This is a genomic window from Aeromonas sp. s11, assembly GCF_040907945.1.
In the GTDB taxonomy this organism is placed as follows: domain Bacteria; phylum Pseudomonadota; class Gammaproteobacteria; order Enterobacterales; family Aeromonadaceae; genus Aeromonas; species Aeromonas veronii.
Genome location: NZ_JBFOCU010000023.1, coordinates 16,678 through 35,921, shown reverse-complemented (window position 1 = coordinate 35,921; position 19,244 = coordinate 16,678). Strand labels below are relative to the sequence as shown.

At 59.1% G+C, this 19,244-nt stretch carries 20 protein-coding genes; 4 read left to right on the top strand and 16 right to left on the bottom strand.

Going from position 1 to position 19,244, the window contains the following annotated elements; all coding sequences use genetic code 11:
• Positions 1-235: 235 nt before the first annotated feature.
• Complete coding sequence (locus tag AB5Y84_RS05075; RefSeq protein WP_368176497.1) at positions 236-574, top strand: hypothetical protein; 339 nt, start codon at positions 236-238, stop codon at positions 572-574.
• An 84-nt stretch (positions 575-658) separates the two neighbouring features.
• Here the strand turns inward: AB5Y84_RS05075 and AB5Y84_RS05070 are convergent, their stop codons facing one another.
• The 4 genes from AB5Y84_RS05070 to rplU all read right to left on the bottom strand — a co-directional run bounded on the left by AB5Y84_RS05070 (position 659) and on the right by rplU (position 4,385).
• Entirely contained in the window at positions 659-2,029 is a 1,371-nt protein-coding gene (locus AB5Y84_RS05070; RefSeq protein ID WP_368176496.1) for a YjiH family protein, read from the bottom strand.
• 366 nt (positions 2,030-2,395) lie between these two features.
• Entirely contained in the window at positions 2,396-3,598 is a 1,203-nt protein-coding gene (gene cgtA, locus AB5Y84_RS05065; RefSeq protein ID WP_005339026.1) for an Obg family GTPase CgtA, read from the bottom strand.
• A 200-nt stretch (positions 3,599-3,798) separates the two neighbouring features.
• On the bottom strand, positions 3,799-4,056 hold the full coding sequence (rpmA, locus tag AB5Y84_RS05060) for a 50S ribosomal protein L27 (protein ID WP_005339028.1): 258 nt from the start codon (positions 4,054-4,056) through the stop codon (positions 3,799-3,801).
• 17 nt (positions 4,057-4,073) lie between these two features.
• Entirely contained in the window at positions 4,074-4,385 is a 312-nt protein-coding gene (gene rplU / locus AB5Y84_RS05055; protein WP_005304210.1) for a 50S ribosomal protein L21, read from the bottom strand.
• A gap of 242 nt (positions 4,386-4,627) precedes the next feature.
• Here rplU and ispB point away from each other — a divergent pair, with 242 nt between their 5' ends.
• A complete protein-coding gene (gene ispB / locus AB5Y84_RS05050; protein ID WP_368176495.1) occupies positions 4,628-5,599 on the top strand; it encodes an octaprenyl diphosphate synthase in 972 nt (323 codons plus the stop codon).
• 81 nt (positions 5,600-5,680) lie between these two features.
• Here the strand turns inward: ispB and AB5Y84_RS05045 are convergent, their stop codons facing one another.
• The 11 genes from AB5Y84_RS05045 to AB5Y84_RS04995 all read right to left on the bottom strand — a co-directional run bounded on the left by AB5Y84_RS05045 (position 5,681) and on the right by AB5Y84_RS04995 (position 16,486).
• Positions 5,681-5,869 (bottom strand): DUF2065 family protein, encoded by a 189-nt coding sequence (locus AB5Y84_RS05045; protein ID WP_257691895.1) that lies wholly within the window; start codon positions 5,867-5,869, stop codon positions 5,681-5,683.
• Positions 5,870-5,974: 105 nt separating this feature from the next.
• Positions 5,975-6,859, bottom strand: a complete 885-nt coding sequence (gene hflC, locus AB5Y84_RS05040) for a protease modulator HflC (protein ID WP_005339038.1) — start codon at positions 6,857-6,859, stop codon at positions 5,975-5,977.
• 3 nt (positions 6,860-6,862) lie between these two features.
• Complete coding sequence (hflK, locus tag AB5Y84_RS05035) at positions 6,863-8,014, bottom strand: FtsH protease activity modulator HflK (protein ID WP_005339041.1); 1,152 nt, start codon at positions 8,012-8,014, stop codon at positions 6,863-6,865.
• Between the two features lie 91 nt (positions 8,015-8,105).
• Entirely contained in the window at positions 8,106-9,392 is a 1,287-nt protein-coding gene (gene hflX, locus AB5Y84_RS05030) for a ribosome rescue GTPase HflX (RefSeq protein ID WP_368176494.1), read from the bottom strand.
• 63 nt (positions 9,393-9,455) lie between these two features.
• Positions 9,456-9,719, bottom strand: a complete 264-nt coding sequence (gene hfq, locus AB5Y84_RS05025) for an RNA chaperone Hfq (RefSeq protein ID WP_005339045.1) — start codon at positions 9,717-9,719, stop codon at positions 9,456-9,458.
• A 72-nt stretch (positions 9,720-9,791) separates the two neighbouring features.
• On the bottom strand, positions 9,792-10,721 hold the full coding sequence (miaA, locus tag AB5Y84_RS05020; RefSeq protein ID WP_201906629.1) for a tRNA (adenosine(37)-N6)-dimethylallyltransferase MiaA: 930 nt from the start codon (positions 10,719-10,721) through the stop codon (positions 9,792-9,794).
• Entirely contained in the window at positions 10,711-12,576 is a 1,866-nt protein-coding gene (mutL, locus tag AB5Y84_RS05015) for a DNA mismatch repair endonuclease MutL (RefSeq protein WP_368176493.1), read from the bottom strand. Before mutL ends, miaA begins: the two co-directional genes overlap by 11 nt.
• A 3-nt stretch (positions 12,577-12,579) precedes the next feature.
• Positions 12,580-12,759 (bottom strand): hypothetical protein, encoded by a 180-nt coding sequence (locus tag AB5Y84_RS05010; protein WP_368176492.1) that lies wholly within the window; start codon positions 12,757-12,759, stop codon positions 12,580-12,582.
• A 16-nt stretch (positions 12,760-12,775) separates the two neighbouring features.
• A complete protein-coding gene (locus AB5Y84_RS05005; protein WP_368176491.1) occupies positions 12,776-14,467 on the bottom strand; it encodes an N-acetylmuramoyl-L-alanine amidase in 1,692 nt (563 codons plus the stop codon).
• Positions 14,468-14,490: 23 nt separating this feature from the next.
• Positions 14,491-14,964, bottom strand: a complete 474-nt coding sequence (tsaE, locus tag AB5Y84_RS05000) for a tRNA (adenosine(37)-N6)-threonylcarbamoyltransferase complex ATPase subunit type 1 TsaE (protein WP_368176490.1) — start codon at positions 14,962-14,964, stop codon at positions 14,491-14,493.
• Positions 14,965-14,974: 10 nt separating this feature from the next.
• Positions 14,975-16,486: an NAD(P)H-hydrate dehydratase gene (locus tag AB5Y84_RS04995; protein ID WP_368176489.1), complete on the bottom strand. Its 1,512-nt coding sequence runs from the start codon at positions 16,484-16,486 to the stop codon at positions 14,975-14,977.
• A gap of 60 nt (positions 16,487-16,546) precedes the next feature.
• Between AB5Y84_RS04995 and queG the strand changes: the two genes are divergently transcribed.
• Entirely contained in the window at positions 16,547-17,701 is a 1,155-nt protein-coding gene (gene queG, locus AB5Y84_RS04990; protein ID WP_368176488.1) for a tRNA epoxyqueuosine(34) reductase QueG, read from the top strand.
• 111 nt (positions 17,702-17,812) lie between these two features.
• Positions 17,813-18,553, top strand: coding sequence for a polyphosphate--glucose phosphotransferase (ppgK, locus tag AB5Y84_RS04985; protein ID WP_005339062.1), 741 nt, complete (start codon positions 17,813-17,815; stop codon positions 18,551-18,553).
• Between the two features lie 104 nt (positions 18,554-18,657).
• Here ppgK and AB5Y84_RS04980 read toward each other — a convergent pair whose 3' ends face one another.
• On the bottom strand, positions 18,658-19,113 hold the full coding sequence (locus AB5Y84_RS04980; RefSeq protein ID WP_005339064.1) for a hypothetical protein: 456 nt from the start codon (positions 19,111-19,113) through the stop codon (positions 18,658-18,660).
• Between the last annotated feature and the right edge of the window lie 131 nt (positions 19,114-19,244).

The window sequence follows — 19,244 nt, the reverse complement described above, 5'->3', positions numbered from 1 at the left end:
TATCTCCTGCCACACTCTGCCTGCCAAGCGGCAGCAATCGAACGGAACAAATCTCAGGCAAGTATTGTTTGAATGCTCATTTTGCTGGCCGCGCAAGCCCGGGGGTGGATCATATTTTCTTACATTTGCGGGCTGGCCTGAGCGCCCCAGGCTGGTTATAACGGTGCCCCTATAGCGAAGGGGGAGCAACAGACTCCCCCTCACTCTTTGTCACACCACACTGTTCAGGTTATCTATGTCAAAACATCTCGTTCTGCTGGGCGCGCTGACGCTCTCCGGTTGCGCCCTGTTGTCTCCTCCCGCCCCCACCGTCACCCCGGTGCACCTTGCCAATCCCAGCCAGCGCGGCTTTTACATCGAGTGCAGCAGCATGAAAGCCTGCTTCCAGCAGGCCAACCAGACCTGCCCACAAGGTTACAAGGAGACCGACCGTCGCCAGCAGACGCTCTACAGCACCCAGTATATGGGGGGAAGCTATGACGACGAGAAGAAAATCTACCAAGCTGCCAAGCCCTATAGCATCGCCAACACGGTCCACTCGCTGACTATCCAGTGTCCTGTCACTACAGGCTGAGCCAACCGAAGGAGTACTCTCTCCCGTCACTGCGAAAAAGAAAACGGTCAACCGAGGTTGACCGTTTTTCACTGCGCTGCGCTCTTAGAACAGCAGGTGTGCCACCCCGGCAATAACCGGCAAGGTAACCAGAGTGCGCAGCAGGAAGATAACGAACAGCTCCCACAACTTGACCGGGATCTTGCTGCCCAGCAGCAGGGCGCCCACTTCCGACATATAGATCAGCTGGGTCACCGACATGGCGGCAATCACGAAGCGGGTCATGTCGCTCTCGATGGTCGAGGCCAGCACCGCCGGAATGAACATGTCGGCAAAACCGACCATGATGGTCTTGGACGCCGCTTCCGCCTCCGGCAGTTGCAGCAGCTCCAGCAAGGGGACAAACGGGGCGCCAAGCCAGTTGAAGATAGGGGTATGTTCGGCCAGCATCAGGGCGCAGGTACCGATCGCCATCACCACCGGCAGCACGCCAAACACCATATCCAGTGCATTCTTCACCCCTTCCCGCGCGACGGCACCGAGATCAGTCATGCTGTCAGCCTTGGTCAGCGCACGCTCGAAACCATAGCTCATTACGCTGTGCTGGGGCGGCACTGCTTCCTGCTTGCGGCACAGGGGAGTGCCATCGGCATAGATGTCCTTCTTCCAGCAGAGCGGCGGCAGACGCGGCACCACGATGGCGGCAACCACCCCCGCCAGACAGACGGTCAGGTAGAAGGGGACGAACATGTGCTCCAGCTTCACCTGGGAGATCACCACCAGACAGAAGGTGATGGAGACGGCAGAGAAGGTGGTGCCAATCACCGCGGCTTCACGCTGGGTATAGAACTTCCCTTCGTACTGCTTGCTGGTCAGCAGGATGCCAACGCTGCCATCGCCAAGCCAGGAGGCAAAGCAGTCCACTGCGGAGCGACCCGGCAACCGGAACACCGGACGCATGATGCGGGTCATCATGGTGCCGACAAATTCCAGCAGCCCGAAATCGAGCAGCAACGGCAGCAGCAGGCCGGCAAAAATGAAGACAGAGAACAGCACCGGCAGCAGATCGTTGAGCACCAGTCCACCGGTTGCGCCGGAGTAAAGCACCTCTGGCCCCACCTGGAAGAAGGTCAGCAGCACGAAGATACCGCCCAATACCCGCACGCAGGCCCAGAAAGGGGAGACATTGAACAAGCTGTTGAGGAAAGGACGACGCACCAGAATCGCCGGCTTGAACAACCAGGCAATCACCGTCATCAGCATGGTGGTGGTGATCACCGCACTGACCATGGCGACCAGATAATCGGCAAAAACACGCTGCACCAACTTGGCCAGCACGGCCACCGGGATGGTGACGTTACCGTCATAGACGACCGGCGTCATGAACAACAGGATCCCGATAAGTGACGGAACCAGAAACATCAACAAGTTACGGCGAGTATTGACCGCAGGTGCTTCGAGACTCTTTTCCAACATGATATGACTGCCCTAATGTTACTTTTCCCTAGCCCGGCCAACCTGCGTATTCATGCATTAACCGGCAAAGCGGGCGCAAGAATACTCTAAAAAAATGCACAAACAAGCCCTTAATGCTGAAATTTGCGCATAAATATTTCCACAGGCAAACCTTCCATTAAAACAATGAGATACAGCGGCGCATATCGATTCAATCGACATCGCCAGATGATTGTTTCGCTATTGTTAATTTTGGTGGGCAGTATAATCGGTTATCAGTAGCAGGCAATAAGTGACATCACAAATATACCTAATGCGTTGCTGCTCGATAGACATAAAAAAACCGGAGCCTGTTCAGGCTCCGGTTTTCAATGAGAGTGACGGGGATCAGTCACGGACGTAGATGACTTCAACGCCATCATCTTCGTCGTCATCCCAATCGTCATCATCAAGCCCTTCATCGAAGGCAAGAGAGGCAGCCAGTGCTTCCGCTTCAGCCTTGGCCAACTGGTTCTTGTGGTAGTCGTCCCACTTGAACTCCACCTTCTCGATGGCGTCTTTGGCATCTTCCGCCAGCTGACGGGGCATGGTATCCAGCAGATCCAGAATGTCGTAGCAGACCTTCTTGGTGCCTTCCTTGCTGATGGCAGTGATAGCATAGACCGGACCTTCGTGGTTCAGGGCCGCCTTGACGCGATCCATCACCTCCTGGGCTTCTTCTTCCAGGATCAGGTCCATCTTGTTGAACACCAACCAGCGCGGCTTGCCAGCCAGTTCCGGGCTGTACTTCTCCAGCTCCTTGACGATGGTCACGGCATTTTCAGCAGGATCGGAGCCATCAACCGGGCAGATATCCACCAGGTGGATCAGCACGCGGCAACGCTCGAGGTGTTTCAGGAAGCGGATACCCAGACCTGCACCTTCGGCAGCGCCTTCGATCAGGCCCGGGATATCGGCGATCACGAAGGAGCGGGAGTTCTCACCACGCACCACACCCAGGTTCGGTACCAGGGTAGTGAAGGGGTAGTCAGCCACTTTCGGGCGAGCCGCAGACACGGCGCGAATAAAGGTAGACTTGCCGGCGTTGGGCAGACCTAGCATACCGACATCGGCCAGCAGCAGCAGCTCCAGCTTCAGGGTACGCACTTCACCCGGAGTACCGTTACTCTTCTGGCGGGGAGCACGGTTGACGGAGCTCTTGAAGCGGGTGTTGCCCAGACCGTGGAAACCACCTTTGGCAACCAGCAGCTTCTGCTCGTGGTGGGTCAGATCCCCCAGCAGTTCACCGGTATCCTCATCGGTCGCCCGGGTACCGACAGGCACACGCAGGATCTTGTCCTTGCCGCGGCGACCGGTACAGTTGGCGCTCTGGCCATTCTCACCGCGCTCGGCAGCATGGAAACGCTCGAAACGGTAGTCGATCAGGGTATTGAGGTTCTCGTCGGCGATCAGATATACGTCGCCACCGTCACCGCCGTCACCGCCATCCGGACCACCGTTGGGAATATATTTTTCACGGCGAAAGCTTACACAACCGTTACCACCGTCACCGGCATCGACTCGAATCTGGACTTCATCAACAAACTTCATAGGTAACCGTCACCTTAATTCGAAAAACCGATACGCAATTATAGTGGTACAGACCCCTGCGGGCGATACGCATCTTGCCAATCATGCCCGTCAGAGCCAAAGTCAGCTGCGTTCCGTTTTTTCGTCAACGACATCAGAAAGACGTCAGAAAAACAAAAGCCCCGCCTGTTGGCGGGGCTTCGGATCCTTGCGGTCCGTAATTACTCAGCAACGATGCTAACGTACTTACGATTCAGCGGACCTTTAACTTCGAACAGGATTTTACCAGTCGCGGTAGCGAACAGGGTGTGATCCTTGCCCAGACCAACGTTGGTGCCAGCGTGGAACTTGGTACCACGTTGACGAACGATGATGCTGCCAGCCAGAACTGTTTCGCCGCCGAAACGCTTCACGCCCAGGCGTTTAGCTTCAGAATCGCGACCGTTGCGGGATGAACCGCCAGCTTTTTTGTGTGCCATTTATCGGACTCCTCTAATTAAGCGCTGATGCCAGTGATTTTGACTTCAGTGAACCACTGACGGTGGCCCGCTTGCTTACGATGGTGCTTACGACGACGGAACTTGACGATAGTCACTTTCTCGCCACGGCCGTGAGCCACAACTTCAGCTACAACCTTGCCACCTTCAACGAAAGGAGCACCTACTTTAAAAGTGTCGCCTGCAGCAACCATCAGAACTTCGTTGAAGTCGATGGTAGCGCCAGTCTCAACGTTCAGCTTTTCCAGACGAACGATTTGACCTTCGGCCACACGGTGTTGTTTTCCGCCGCTTTGGAATACCGCGTACATTTGATTAACTCCGTAAAGGCATGTCTTTTGCTCAAGGCTAGACATGCGCAAAAACCTATAACAATGGGCGGGCATTCTACGCAAATCGATCTGCTCAGGCAAGGCCAATTTAGCAAAAAGTTTATTTTGTGCGCATATCTGCCGCCGTGGATAAACGCCTAACTGTAACCCATTGTGAAATCGTGTAGAATCCCTGCCATTACTAAAATCGCAGTTATTGCTGCTGTCACGTTACGAGACTTATGGACCAACAGACTATCCGTGCGCTCTGTGCCGCCGACATGACGGCGGTCAATGAACTGATCCTGGCCCGACTCCAGTCCGACGTTAGTCTGATTAATCAGCTGGGTTTCTACATTGTCAGCGCCGGCGGGAAACGGATGCGCCCCATGCTGACCGTGATGGCTGCGCGTGCGCTGGGCTATGAGGGTGAGGATCACCTGAAACTGGCCGCCATCATCGAATTCATTCACACCTCTACCCTGCTGCATGACGACGTGGTCGACGAATCCGACCTGCGCCGCGGCCGGGAGACCGCCAACGCCATGTTTGGCAATGCCGCCAGCGTGCTGGTCGGTGACTACCTCTATAGCCGCTCCTTTCAGATGATGGCCGAACTCTCCAACCTGCGGGTGATGGAGATCCTCTCGGATGCCACCAACACCATCGCCGAAGGAGAAGTGTTGCAGCTGATGAACTGCAACGACCCGGATACCACCGAAGAGAGCTACATGACGGTCATCTACTGCAAGACCGCCAAGCTGTTCGAGGCCGCCACTCGTCTTGCAGCCGTGCTGACTCATCAGCCCGAGCCCGTCGAACAGGCCATGACCGATTACGGCAAGTATCTGGGCACCGCGTTCCAGATCATCGATGACGTGATGGACTACTGCTCCCAGAGCGAAGAGATGGGTAAGAACGTCGGCGACGATCTGGCCGAAGGCAAACCGACCCTGCCGCTGCTGCGCGCCATGGAAGTGGGCACGCCGGAAGAGCGCCAGCTGGTGCGCGATGCCATCGAGCACCGCAACGGCATGGAGCATCTTGAGCAGATCCTCGGCATTCTCGACCGCACTGGCGCGCTGGAGTACTCCCGCATGCGTGCCAGAGAAGAGGCCGACAAGGCCATTGCCGCCCTCGCCATCCTGCCGGACTCCCCGCACAAACAGGCGCTGGAAACACTGACCCACATGGCCGTGCAGCGCAGTGCCTGAGTAAACGTCATGCATGAAAAAAGAGGCCTTCGGCCTCTTTTTTATTGTCTGCTATCTGCTGGACAGTGCATTGCGCCAGACTCAGCGACTCAGCATCCAGAGGATCACGCTACCCGCAACCACTAACGAGCCGCCGATACGGCGCAACTGCTCCGGTGGCTGATCGCTCAGCAGCCGCAACATCTGCTGCCATGCCCTGGGCATCAACAACGGGCCTAGCCCCTCGAACAACAGCAGCAATCCAAACCCCATCAGCATGGATGTCAGCATCCGACCTCCTTCAATGCAACCAGCCACCCGGGTCGACGGCTGGCATTGGCACCAAAAACAAAAGGGTCTGACAATGCAGACCCTTTGAATGTGACCTCGTGGCGATTACTGCTTGGTGCCGTGAGGAGACTTGAGGTAACGGAAGAACTCGCTGTCCGGCTTCAACACCATCAGGTCGTTGCCACCGGCAAAGCTCTTGCGATAGGCCTCCATGCTACGCACGAAGCTGAAAAACTCGGGGTCTTTCTTGTAGCTGTCGGCATAGATCTTGGCGGCTTCCGCATCCCCTTCACCGCGCAGCTGGCGAGCGTTACTCTCGGCGTCAGCGATCATGACGGTTACCTTGCGGTCGATATCGGCACGCAGGATTTCAGCCTTCTCGCGACCCTGAGAGCGGTGCTCACGGGCAACTGCGGTTCGCTCGGCACGCATCCGCTGGTAAATGGAGTTGGAGACTTCCACCGGCAGGTTGATCTGCTTGATCCGCACATCCACCACCTTGATGCCGAGCTCGGAGGAGCGCGCCATCTTCTTCAGGGCATCTTCCATCACGGTACTGCGCTCACCGGAGACGATGTCCTTGATGGTGCGGTTACCGATCTCGGAACGCAGACCGTTATTGATCTTGCGCTTGAGCAGATCTTCCGCCTGCAGCTTGTTGCCACCACCGGTTGCCAGGTAGTACTTGGAGAAGTCCTCGATCTTCCACTTCACGTAGGAGTCGATGATCAGGTCTTTCTTCTCGGAGGTGACAAAACGGTCGGCCTGGCTGTCAATGGTCTGGATGCGGGCATCCATCTTGCGAACCTGGTCGATGAGCGGCACCTTGAAGTGCAGGCCCGGCTCATAGAGGCGGGGCTCACCGGAGTCAACCCGCTTCACCTTGCCAAACTGCACGACAATCCCCTTCTGACCTTCATCAACGATAAAGACAGAGGAGAAGCAGACCATGGCCGCGACAGCGATTGCACCAATAGCTAGCTTTTTCATCTATCAGTTTCTCCCTGAGCTGAAGCGGTCACCGCTACGCAGCGGCATTGTCGGCGTAGAGTTGGCACCCTCGTTGGAAACGGGGACCTGCTCTGTGACCGGAGCGACAGTGGCACGATCAGACTGGGCAGCCTTCGGCTTGCCAGACAGCTTGTCGAGCGGCAGGTAGATCATGCTGTTGTTGCCAGCCGGCATGTCGACCACCACCTTGTTGGCCTGCTGATAGAGCTCTTCCATGGTTTCCAGATAGATACGCTCACGGGTCAGCTCGGGGGCAGCCAGATACTGGGGCAGCAGCTCGTTGAAGCGAGCAACTTCACCCTGGGCTTTCAACACGATCTGGGATTTGTAAGCTTCCGCTTCCTGCTCCAGACGCTTCACCTGGCCACGGGCCTTGGGCTCCACTTCACGGGCATAGGCTTCTGCTTCACGAATGAAACGCTGCTCATCTTCCTGAGCGGAGATGGCGTCATCAAACGCGTCTTTCACCTCTTCCGGCGGACGCGCCGGCAGGAAGTTGACGTCGACGATCTGCAGACCCATCTGGTAGGGCTCGATGATGCCATCGATCACCTGCCAGGTCTCCTGACGCACCTTCTCACGACCGGTAGTCAGCACGTCATCCATCCGGGTATGACCCACCACGTAGCGCAGAGCGCTATCGGTGGCCTGACCCAGACTCTCGTCGGCATTGGTCACGCTGAACAGATACTGCTCGGGATTGACCACACGGTACTGCACGTCCATCTCGACCCGTACCACGTTCTCATCCTGAGTCAGCATGAAACCGGAGGCAGGCAGGGAGCGCACGGACTCGACGTCCACGGGGATCACCTGATCGATAAAGGTCGGCTTCCAGCGCAGGCCCGGCTCGACAATATGGGAAAACTTGCCAAACCGCAGCACGGCACCACGCTCCGCTTCGCGAATGGTGTAGAAGCCGCTGACGACCCACACCACCACAGCCACAACCAGCGCGATGGAGATACCAAAGCGACCTACATCGCCGCCAGATTTGCCGCCACCAAACAAGCCACCGAAACGGCGACTCACTTTGCGCAGCATTTCATCCAGATCAGGGGGTCCCTGATTCTTGCCGTTATTCCCCCAAGGGTCACGGTCTTTGCCGTTGTTACCAGGCTCATTCCAAGCCATCAGCGTCTCCATTAATACATGCGGATGGATATCATCTCTACCGGGCCATCATACGTTGAGAAGCCCCTAAGGGTTCATCTTCATCAACGAATCAATGCCTGATAAAGCGTTGTAAACTCTCACCTTCCTGTTTCACGAGGCGGTTCCAGTCGGCCACTTGCAAGCGGACTTCCAGCACGAAATCCCCCTCCTCGCTAAAACCTTCCTGCTCAATCCCTTTCAGCTGATAGAGCACACTGCGCAATCTCGCGGCAGAAGGAGGCAACTGCAGGGTGTGATGCACCATGGAGCCAGCCAGCAATTCGGTCAGCGCCGTAAGCAGATGCTCACAACCTTCACCAGTCTGGGCCGACAACCAGACGCGCAACGGGCGCCCCTCGTCATCTCGCTCCAGACCTGCCGGACGATCCGCCAGCTTGTCGATCTTGTTGCAGATCATCAGCTGGGGCCTGTCATCGGCTTCGATCTCGGCCAACACCTGCTGCACGGAGTCGATATTCTCCTGCATCTGCTCATCGGCACAGTCCACCACATGCAGCAGCAGATCCGCTTCACGGGTCTCCTGCAGGGTAGCCTTGAAGGCCGCGACCAGATCATGGGGCAAGTGTCGAATAAATCCAACTGTATCCGCCAAAATCACATCACCCACATCCCGGATCACCAGTTTACGCAGGGTAGGATCCAGAGTTGCGAACAATTGGTCGGCAGCATACACGCTGGCAGCTGTAAGTTGGTTGAACAAAGTGGACTTTCCGGCGTTGGTATAACCAACCAGTGACACCGTCGGCACTTCGTTGCGGTTGCGGGCACGGCGTCCCTGCTCCCGCTGCTTGGCCACCTTGTCGAGCCGACGCAAAATCGCCTTGATGCGTTCCCGCAGCAGACGTCGGTCAGTTTCAAGCTGAGTTTCACCCGGACCACGCAGACCGATCCCGCCCTTTTGACGCTCAAGGTGGGTCCAGCCTCGCACCAGACGAGTGGAAAGATGGCGCAACTGGGCCAGTTCGACCTGCAGTTTACCTTCGTGGGTTCGGGCGCGCTGGGCAAAGATATCGAGGATCAGGCCGGTTCGATCCACCACCCGGCACTGGAACAGACGCTCCAGGTTGCGCTCCTGGGCAGGGGTCAGGGCATGGTTGAAGATGACGACGTCGGCATCCAGCATCTGGACTTGGGACGCGATCTCTTCAGCCTTGCCACTGCCGACAAAAAATTTGGCACTGGGCGCACTGCGACTGGTGGTAATTACCCCCAGCGCATTGACTCCGGCCGAGCTCACCAACATCTTGAGCTCTTCCAGATCCTCCCGCTCACCCTCATCACTGAAGTTGACATGCACCAGAACGGCCTGTTCGCCAGCTTCATAACGGTCAAACAAGCGCTTGCTCCTTAACAGGAATCATGATGAATCTGAGTTGGCGAGTCGACTCGCCCAGGGATATCACGCCTCGGCATCACCCTGTTCATCAGCCGCGCCACCCGGAGTGGGCTGGTGATGATTGACGGCACGGGCCGGTACGACAGTCGAGATGGCGTGCTTGTAAACCATCTGGCTCACGGTGTTTTTCAGCAGGATAACAAACTGGTCAAAAGACTCGATCTGACCTTGCAGTTTGATGCCGTTCACCAAATAGATAGAAACAGGAATCCGCTCACGGCGCAGCGCATTCAAAAACGGGTCTTGGAGAGATTGCCCCTTAGCCATTTTTCTTTTCCTTATAGTTTGTTGTTTTTAAACACCGAATATCAATATAACAACCTGATTATACAGGGAGTGTCAAGCCGCACCAGCGCGAGCAAGCACGCGGTCGAGATTGCCAGACTCACCAGATTCCAACCAGGTCACGTCGGGCCAGCCGCGCAACCAGGTCATCTGTCGTTTTGCCAATTGGCGTGTGGCAACAATGCCACGATAACGCATCTCATCATACCCCACTTCACCGCACAGGTAGTCCCACATTTGGCGATAACCCACACAGCGAATGGAGGGGAGATCCGGGTGCAGATCGCCGCGCGCCATCAGCGCACGAACCTCCTGTTCAAAGCCACCTTGCAGCATCTTGTCAAAGCGCTGTTCGATACGCTGATGCAGCACGGCACGATCACTCGGGGCGATGGCAAACTGCTGCACCCGATAGGGCAAGCCCTCCCCCTGCACCTGCGTCAGCTCGGTAAGGGTCTTGCCGCTGATGCGGTAGACCTCCAGTGCCCGGGAGAGTCGCTGCGGGTCATTGGGGTGAATTCGCGCTCCGGCCACCGGGTCGATGCGTACCAGCTCATCGTGCAGCGCCTGCCAACCGAGGCGGGCAGCCTCTTCCTCAATCCCGGCTCGAATGGCGGGATCGGCGGAGGGCAGCGGGGACAATCCCTCCAGCAGCGCCTTGAAATAGAGCATGGTGCCGCCTACCAGCAGCGGAATGCGGCCACGGTCGGCGATCTCTTTCATCTCCCGCAGGGCATCCTTGCAAAAATCGGCTGCCGAATAGCTCAAGGCCGGGTCAAGAATGTCGATCAGCCGGTGCGGGGCCCGCGCCAGCTCATCGGCAGTCGGCTTGGCCGTACCTATATCCATGCCACGATAGATCAGCGCCGAATCGACGCTGATGATGTCGCAAGGCAATGCCTGGCACAGTTCAATGGCGAGATCCGTCTTGCCGGAGGCCGTCGGCCCCATCAGAAAAATTGCGGTCGGCAAGTCACTCGCCATGTTCAAACTCCTCCAGCACGGTCGCCAGCGAAAGGGGGCGCACCATGCGAATGTCTGCCAGTTGGTCACTGAAATCGGTCACAAGTTCCGTCAGCAGACGACTGGCAGTTGAAAAATCGTATATCTTCTCGCGACTTATCCCCTGCTCCACCAGCCATTGGCATAATACTTCAGCCTGCTGACCAGCATCACTGTCAGATCCGCCCTCGATAATTTGCAGCAATTCGGGTAACAGACGAACCAGATCGGTCTGGCGCAGCAGAGCCGGCACCCGAGTCAGGATCATGGTGTCGCGCCCCCCGCTTTTCAACTCCAGCCCCATCCGTTTCAGCAAACGCTCCTGCTCGGTCACCAGCGCGATCAAATTCTTCGGCAGCTTGAAGGAGACCGGCAGCAACAGTGGCTGGGCCGCCAGCCCCTGACCCCAGGTCTCCAGCAGCCAATGGCGCAGCAGCACCCGCTCGGCGCGTACCAGCGAGAGCAGCGCCAGCTGATTATCCCGCTCGATCAACAGGTAGGCCTGCTCCACCAGTGTCAGGGCGCGACATCCCCCCTGTCTGGGTGACGGCACTGGATCAGTGGGCTGCGCAGGAGCAGCCTCAGCTGCGATAGGCAGCGTAGTAAGCAGAACGCCCATGCCGCGCATCGCCTCCCGGCTTGGGGGCTCGGGCGGTTGATAATTGCTGGCTCGGCCAGCCCCACCTCCCCCCTCCCGCACCTGTGCAGGTGCCCGGTAGCTGTGCTCGGCACCGTACCACTCTGGGCGTGGCGCCTGACCGGGATATTCAATCTGCGGACTGACCGGCAACTCGACCAGAGTTTCGGCCAACGGCTCGTCCTGATGAGCGGCGCTGACTCCTTCGCGGCGCAGCGCAGTAAACAGCGCCTGAAAGATAAAGTCGTGGATCAGTCGCGCCTGATGGAAGCGCACCTCATGCTTGGCCGGGTGGACGTTGACATCCACCTGACGGGGATCCAGCTCGATATAGAGCACATAAGCGGCGAAGCGATCGGGAGGCAGCAGCTCGTCATAGGCCTGACGAATGGCGTGATTGATGAGCTTGTCGCGCATCATCCGGCCGTTGACATAGGTGTATTGCAGATCGTTTTGCGGTCTTGCCCCCTCCGGAGTCGCCAGCCAGCCCCACAGACGCACGTCGCTGTGCTCGCTCTCCACCGCCAGCGCATGGTGCATGAAAGGGGTGCCGCAAACGGCGGCGAGGCGACGCTCCTGCTCCGGCACGGTATTGGCGGCCTTGTACTGGCGCACCACCTTGCCATTGTGGCGCAGGATCAGGGTGGCATCGAAGCGGGAGAGCGCGATGCGGCGCACCAGCTCGTCGATATGGGCAAACTCGGTCTTTTCGCTGCGCATGAACTTGCGCCGCGCGGGGGTATTGAAGAAGAGATCCACCACCTCCACCGTGGTGCCCACCGGATGGGCCGCCGGCTTGATGGTGACGCTCATTTCGCGCCCTTCCGCCTGGGCTTGCCAGGCTTCGGACTGATCTGCAGTACGAGAGGTGAAGGTGAGACGGGAGACCGAGCTGATGGAGGCGAGCGCCTCGCCACGAAAACCGAGGCTGTTGATCCCTTCCAGATCGTCCAGCGTGGCCACCTTGGAGGTCGCATGACGCGACAGCGCCAGCACCAGCTCGTCTTTGGCGACGCCACAGCCGTTGTCACGGATGCGGATCAGCTTGGCGCCCCCCTTGTCGATGTCGATCTCGACCCGGTCGGCCCCCGCATCCAGGCTGTTTTCCACCAGCTCTTTCACCACAGAAGAGGGCCGCTCCACCACCTCTCCGGCTGCAATCTGGTTGGCCAGAATGGGTGGCAAAATACGGATCGGCATCATTTACTCCTGAATTTCAATCTTGCTGATGGTCAGTCTCTTAAGGCTCCAGGAGGGACGCTCCACCACCTCTCCACCAACCGGAATCTGGTTGGCCAGAATCGGGGGGAATATACGGATCGGCATCGCTGACTCCTGCATTTCAATCTTGCTGATGGTATTCGCTAACAGCGGGAGCGGCATCACCCGCTCCCGCGCGTCAGTTTTGCGGAATGTAGAGCACCTGCCCTACCTGAATATTCCGCGACTTGAGCTTGTTGATCTCTACCAGCCGAGCCTGACTCACCCCATGTTTCTCGGCAAGGCGGGAGAGACTCTCGCCCCGCTTGACCACATGGCGGATCATCTGCGACTTGTCGTCACTGCGAACGGGAGCAGCAGCGCGGCTCTGCCCTTGCTGGGGAATATAGATAGTCTGACCGATCTGAATATCCCGGCTGCGCAGCTGGTTGATCTCCACCAAAGTAGACTGACTCACCCCATGCTTCTCGGCAAGGCGGGAGAGGCTCTCGCCCCGTTTGACCACATGGCGGAGCATCCGCGATTTGTCATAGTCCCCCACACTGCTGACCGGTGCACCGCTCTCCTGCGCTGCCGCCGAGTAAGGCTTGATCACCCCGACGCCAGAGCCGCTCCCAGCACCGCCGTCGCGGGCAGTGGCGGGCATCTTGTTGGTCACTACCGGCTGGGACTGTGCCTGCCTGGGCTGGCTCACCGGCTGCCGGGCTACCGGTGCAGGGCGAGTGGTCGCAGCAGGTTGGCTCACCTGCCCCTTGCCGGTCAGCATGGCCCCCTTGGTCGGGTGGGCGCGGTAGTAGTTGCGGATCCCCTCGAAGATGGCGCGGGCCAGCTGGTCCTGATAGCTGGCGGTAGCCAGCAGCTTCTCTTCCGCATGGTTGGAGATAAAGCCTGTTTCCACCAGCACCGAGGGAATATCCGGCGCCTTCAGCACAGCCAGACTGGCATGCTCCGGCGCCTTCTTATGCAGTCGGGCAACCTTGCCCATGGAGCGCAGGATCTGGCGGCTGACGTCATACCCTTCGGCACGGGACTTGTCCATGGAGAGGTCGAGGAAGGTCTGCGCCAGATAGGGGTTGGGATCGGATTCCGCCAACACCTTACCGACACCGCCCAACAACTCGCCCTGCTTCTCCTGCTTCTCCAGCCAGCTGCCCATCTCGCGGTTGGCACGGTTGGTCGACAAGACCCAGACCGAGGCACCGCGCGGGGTCGAGTTATGAAAACTGTCTGCATGGATAGAGACCAGCAGATCCGCCTTGGCCTTGCGGGCAATCTCGGAGCGCTTGTTGAGGTCAACAAAGTAGTCGCCACGACGGGTCATCACGGCGCGCATCCCCGGCTCGCGGTCGATCAGTGCCGCCAGCTTCTGGGAGACCGCCAGCGTCACCCGTTTTTCATAGGTACGGCGCGGGCCGATGGAGCCCGGGTCTTCCCCGCCGTGGCCCGGGTCGATGGCAATCACCACCCCTTTGCCCTTGCCACCGACAGGCGTGGATTGCACTGCTGCCGCCGAGCGCTTCTCTTCATAAGGCAGATCGATGACCAGACGGTGGCCATAGGGCCCGGCTGGCGCCAGCGGAAAGACCACCGGCTTGATGGCGGAGCTGAGATCCATCACCAGTCGCAGACCGCCCTTCTCCAGCGGAGTGCTCTGGCGGATCTTGCGCACCAGTTCGCTGTTGTTCTCGATCCGGGCCAGATTGGCGGCGTTGCTCGCCCCTTTCAGATCGATCACCAGCCGATCCGGGCCGGTGAGGGTGAAGTAGTTGTAATTGGGAGCGCTGCTCATATCGAGCACCACCCGGGTGTTATCCGGTGATGGCCAGATTCGTACGCTCTTGAGCTGATTCGCCCAAGAGGGTAACGCCATCAAAGAGAGAGCAATAACAAGGATCAAGCGCACGTAGATGACAACCGTTCCAGAATGGCTTCGCCAATAGCAGTGCGAGCCTCTATCAGAACCTCGCGCTGCTCGCCTACATAGGTGAGGGTAATTTCCAGGTCGGGAGCCGGTAACCAGCCCTCGCCCTTCTCGGACCACTCCACCAGACAGAGAGTGTTGGCGGCAAAATAGTCCCGAATGCCCATGAATTCCAGCTCTTCCGGATCAGCCAGGCGATAGAGATCAAAATGGTAGACCTGCCAGCCCTCGAGCTCATAGGGTTCGACCAGGGTGTAAGTCGGGCTTTTTACCTTGCCCTGATGGCCAAGGCCCTGCACCCAGCCGCGGGTCAGAGTGGTTTTACCGGCGCCAAGCGTGCCATGCAAAAACACTGTGGTCGCCTGCTGGCAGGCCTGTGCCAGACGGCCACCCAGTGCCACGGTTGCTGCCTCGTCCGGCAGTGTCATCATCAACTGTTTTGCCATGTTCTTCTTTTTAACTTGTAATGGTGTCGGGATTAACCAGTTTGCGGATCAAGGGCAGCAAGCCTGACGCCAGCATGCCCCGCTCGCCGGCGGCGGCGGCCTGATCTGCAGCCTCGCCGTGGATCACGGCGCCCAGCCAGCTTGCCATGGTGGCAGACCAGCCCTGGGCCAAAAGGGCGGCGATTATACCAGATAACAGATCGCCCATGCCGCCACTTGCCATGCCTGGGTTGCCTTCACAACAGAGAGCGACCCGCTCGCCGTCATAAATAAGTGTTCCCGCCCCTTTTAACAACACCACACCGCCATAACGCCGCTGCAGCGCCTGCACGGCGGCAAACCGGTCGGTTTCAATCTCGGCAATGGAGCATCCCAGCAGGCGCGCTGCTTCGCCGGGATGGGGCGTGAGCACCCAATTATCCTGATGGCGGGGAGATTGCGCCAGCCAATTCAATCCATCGGCGTCCAAAACCAGTGGCAGCCGGTCGGTGAGATAACGGGCGATTTGCGCGCTTCCCCACTCATCCTGACCTAGCCCAGGGCCAATGACCCGCACCGACGCCCACCCCTCGTCATCAACGCTGGTGAGGCTCATCAGCTCGGGTTGATAGAGGCTGACCGGCGGATGCTCCGGATGCTGACACACCCGCACCAGCCCGGCCCCCGCCCGCAGGCAGGCGCGGGCCGCCAGCACAATGGCCCCCTGCATGCCGCGATTGCCCCCCACCAGCAGCACCTTGCCATAAGAGCCCTTGTGGGAAGCGCGCGGGCGCGGGGTCAGCTGCGTGCAGAGCAGCGGATAATCGATACGCCAGGCGGCGGGCAGCATAGTGTCATCAGGCGTCACGCCAAGGGGATCACAGTCGAGCTGGCCGACGCAATCCACCCCGTCGCCGGTGAGCATCCCTTGCTTGATACCGATAAAGGTGAGGGTGCGAGTGGCCTGCACCACGGCCCCCATGGCACGGCCGGTATCGCCGTTGAGGCCGGAGGGGAGATCCACCGCCAGCACGGGCACAGTCAAGCCATTGATTGTTGCGACGATCTTTGTCAGTAGTGGCGAGAGGGACGTGTTGACGCCGGTGCCAAGCAGGGCATCGACCACCAGATCCGGGGTGGAGTGCTGGTCCTTATCAAACTGCTCGGCCAGCCAGACCCGGCCACCGGCCGCCAGCCACTCATCGGCGGCCCGTCTGGCATCCCCCTTCAGTTGGTCGGGTGCTCTGGCGGCAATCACCACCACCTCGATGCCAATCTGGCGGGCAAGGCGGGCCAGCACATAGCCATCACCGCCGTTATTACCGGGGCCGACGAAGATCCACCAGCAGCGACTGTCGGGCCAATGCAGAGTGGCATAGGTGCGGAGCGCGGCACCGGCTCGCTCCATCAGGGCATAGAGAGGTTGCCCCGCTCGCGCGGCCCAGTTGCGCTCCAGTGCGCGGATCTGTTCAGTCTGCCACAGCCCCTGTGGTAAACTGCCCCCCTCTTTTGTGCCCAACGCGCCCCTGATGATCTCTACCATGACGGCTCCCGCCTCTTATCAATCGACCCACGCCAGCAAACGCCAGCCAGGCCAAGCCGCATGAGCGCACCTGACTTCCACCAGCTGGCCCACGATATCAAGCTCTGGGCACGGGAGCTAGGTTTTGACCAGGCGGGCATCACCGACACCGATCTGCGTATCGAAGAGCCGAGATTGCAGGCCTGGCTGGATGCGGGCTATCACGGCAGCATGGATTACATGGCACGTCACGGCATGATGCGGGCACGCGCCCACGAGCTGCTGCCGGGCACGGTGCGGGTGTTGTCGGTGCGGATGAACTACCTGCCGTTCGAGGCAGGCTTTGCTGCCACCCTGCGCGATCCGACCCTCGGCTATATCAGCCGCTATGCCCTCGGCCGTGACTACCACAAGGTGCTGCGCAACCGGCTCAAACAGCTGGGTGATCGCATCGAAGCGCGCTGCGCCGAGCTGTTTCAAGGCACTGAAGAGACCTTGGGTGAGTGGCGCCCCTTCGTTGACTCCGCCCCCATCCTCGAGCGGCCGCTGGCAGCCAAGGCGGGCCTAGGCTGGGTTGGCAAACACTCACTGCTGCTCAACGAATCGGCCGGCTCCTTCTTCTTTCTCGGTGAGCTGTTGCTCAATCTGCCGCTGCCGCTCGACCAGCCAGTGGAGAAGGAGCTGTGCGGCAAGTGTGTCGCCTGCATCAACATCTGCCCGACCGGCGCCATTGTCGCCCCCTATGTGGTAGATGGCCGCCGCTGCATCTCCTATCTCACCATCGAGAATGACGGCCCTATTCCGGAAGAGTTCAGGCCCCTGATGGGCAACCGCATCTACGGCTGCGACGACTGCCAGCTCATCTGCCCCTGGAATCGCTACGCAGATGCCAGCCCGGAACCCGATTTTAGCCCCCGCCCCAGCCTGCACCGCCCCCCCCTGCTGGCGCTGTGGTGCTGGAGCGAGAGCGATTTCCTCAAACAAACCGAAGGGAGCCCGATCCGCCGCATCGGTTACCAGCGCTGGCGCCGCAATCTGGCAGTCGCCCTTGGCAATGGTCCGGCGATCCCCGAGGTAATCGCCGCCCTGCAACTGGCGCTGACCACCGCCGAGCCCATGGTGGCCGAACATATCGAATGGGCGCTGGCCACCCTTGCCCGGCGTCAGGATGAAGAGAACAAGAAGACCCGTTTGCTGATCCGCAGCATCGAAAAAGGTCTGTCGGATCACGCATAAGTGATCTGCCCCTTGCCGGATTGCAGCACTTTTTTCATGCTCTGCCGACCTGCAGTGCCCATAACAGCGTGGTCACTGCAAACTGGTCGGCACACAACAAGGACAACACAGATGCATATGTTGGGAGTGGATATTGGAGGCTCAGGGATCAAGGGCTGTCTGGTCGATACCAAAACCGGCGAATTGATTGGCGAGCGCCATCGCATTGCCACACCGCAACCGGCCACCCCGGCAGCCATCGCCCATACCCTCAAGGCGCTGGTCGAACATTTCGACTGGAAAGGACCGGTGGGCTGCGGTTTTCCTGCCACCATACACAACGGGGTTGCCAAGAGTGCCGCCAACATCGACAAGAGCTGGATCGAAACCGATGCCGAGCATCTGTTTGCCGATGTCACCGGCAAGCCCTGCTATGTGCTGAATGATGCCGATGCAGCCGGTCTGGCCGAGATGCGCTTTGGCGCCGGCAAGGATCGCAAGGGGGTCATCATCCTCATCACGGTCGGCACCGGCATCGGCACCGCCATCTTCGTCAACGGCCATCTGCTGCCCAACACCGAGCTGGGCCATCTGATGCTGGAAGGAATGGTCGCCGAGCACTACTGCTCCGATGCGGCGCGCAAACGGGAAGATCTCTCCTGGAACCGCTGGGGCAAGCGCTTCAACAAGTATCTGGCGCGCCTCGAGTTTCTCTTCTCCCCCGACCTCTTCATTCTGGGGGGCGGCAGCGCAGCCAAGCTGGATAAGTTTGTCGATCGCATCGAGACCCGGGCGCCACTCATTCCGGCGGCCAGCCTCAATCAGGCGGGCATTATCGGGGCCGCTCTCTACGCGGCCGAGCAGCAGGGCTGACCGACGCTCACTGCAAGTCAGCAGATACCAATGGAAAGGGCCCGGCACTGCTGCCGGGCCCTTTTGTTTTGCGGTCATCTTGCGTGTTTGGTGCTTATCACCCGCTACATGTCGTCGAGTCGATGCACCCCGTGCACCAGTCGGGTCAAGCGGGTCTGCTCCAGCCTGGCCAGATTCTCGAGCAAGGCGGTGGTGGCCGGTGTCGGGCACTCCCGGGCCAGATGGCTCAGCTCGCCCACCAGCTGCTCTTCCCAGCGGCATACCTGAGTGACGATATCCTGGGTCTGAACTGATGCCGGCAGCTCGAAGCGGGTAATGGCAGGCAGCATATCCTCGCTGAAACTCTGGTTCAGCCAGGTCTCCCTGACTGCATCTCCCAACTGAGCGGCATATTCGTGCAGATGGGCACTGGCCGCATCCTCACGCCCTTGCAGATAGACCAGCAACATCCGGCTCCGTTCGCTGTCCACCTGACTGGTCAAACGCCCGTAACAGAGCCCGAGCTGGTGATGAACCTGTTCAAGATAGTGCAGCAACTCTTTGATCTGTTGGAATCTCATCGCACTGCCCTCCATGCTTGTCGACAACATCAGTATAAAAAACCGGCGCCACCGACCCAATCCCTATCCGAGCCCTCCTTGCGCTGCATCAAGGTTGACGCCGACAAAGTGGCGATCAGGTGATCCGGTCA

What these genes read in the sequence shown, in the direction of transcription:
- ispB (WP_368176495.1), top strand. Translation starts at nt 4,628, where the DNA reads ATGGACCAACAGACTATCCGTGCGCTCTGTGCCGCCGACATGACGGCG.
- tsaE (WP_368176490.1), bottom strand. Translation starts at nt 14,964, where the DNA reads ATGGCAAAACAGTTGATGATGACACTGCCGGACGAGGCAGCAACCGTG.
- hfq (WP_005339045.1), bottom strand. Translation starts at nt 9,719, where the DNA reads ATGGCTAAGGGGCAATCTCTCCAAGACCCGTTTTTGAATGCGCTGCGC.
- rplU (WP_005304210.1), bottom strand. Translation starts at nt 4,385, where the DNA reads ATGTACGCGGTATTCCAAAGCGGCGGAAAACAACACCGTGTGGCCGAA.
- AB5Y84_RS05075 (WP_368176497.1), top strand. Translation starts at nt 236, where the DNA reads ATGTCAAAACATCTCGTTCTGCTGGGCGCGCTGACGCTCTCCGGTTGC.
- AB5Y84_RS04995 (WP_368176489.1), bottom strand. Translation starts at nt 16,486, where the DNA reads ATGGTAGAGATCATCAGGGGCGCGTTGGGCACAAAAGAGGGGGGCAGT.
- AB5Y84_RS05045 (WP_257691895.1), bottom strand. Translation starts at nt 5,869, where the DNA reads ATGCTGACATCCATGCTGATGGGGTTTGGATTGCTGCTGTTGTTCGAG.
- rpmA (WP_005339028.1), bottom strand. Translation starts at nt 4,056, where the DNA reads ATGGCACACAAAAAAGCTGGCGGTTCATCCCGCAACGGTCGCGATTCT.
- cgtA (WP_005339026.1), bottom strand. Translation starts at nt 3,598, where the DNA reads ATGAAGTTTGTTGATGAAGTCCAGATTCGAGTCGATGCCGGTGACGGT.
- ppgK (WP_005339062.1), top strand. Translation starts at nt 17,813, where the DNA reads ATGCATATGTTGGGAGTGGATATTGGAGGCTCAGGGATCAAGGGCTGT.
- AB5Y84_RS05010 (WP_368176492.1), bottom strand. Translation starts at nt 12,759, where the DNA reads ATGCCGCTCCCGCTGTTAGCGAATACCATCAGCAAGATTGAAATGCAG.
- queG (WP_368176488.1), top strand. Translation starts at nt 16,547, where the DNA reads ATGAGCGCACCTGACTTCCACCAGCTGGCCCACGATATCAAGCTCTGG.
- hflK (WP_005339041.1), bottom strand. Translation starts at nt 8,014, where the DNA reads ATGGCTTGGAATGAGCCTGGTAACAACGGCAAAGACCGTGACCCTTGG.
- AB5Y84_RS04980 (WP_005339064.1), bottom strand. Translation starts at nt 19,113, where the DNA reads ATGAGATTCCAACAGATCAAAGAGTTGCTGCACTATCTTGAACAGGTT.
- miaA (WP_201906629.1), bottom strand. Translation starts at nt 10,721, where the DNA reads ATGGCGAGTGACTTGCCGACCGCAATTTTTCTGATGGGGCCGACGGCC.
- AB5Y84_RS05070 (WP_368176496.1), bottom strand. Translation starts at nt 2,029, where the DNA reads ATGTTGGAAAAGAGTCTCGAAGCACCTGCGGTCAATACTCGCCGTAAC.
- hflC (WP_005339038.1), bottom strand. Translation starts at nt 6,859, where the DNA reads ATGAAAAAGCTAGCTATTGGTGCAATCGCTGTCGCGGCCATGGTCTGC.
- AB5Y84_RS05005 (WP_368176491.1), bottom strand. Translation starts at nt 14,467, where the DNA reads ATGGCGTTACCCTCTTGGGCGAATCAGCTCAAGAGCGTACGAATCTGG.
- mutL (WP_368176493.1), bottom strand. Translation starts at nt 12,576, where the DNA reads ATGCCGATCCGTATTTTGCCACCCATTCTGGCCAACCAGATTGCAGCC.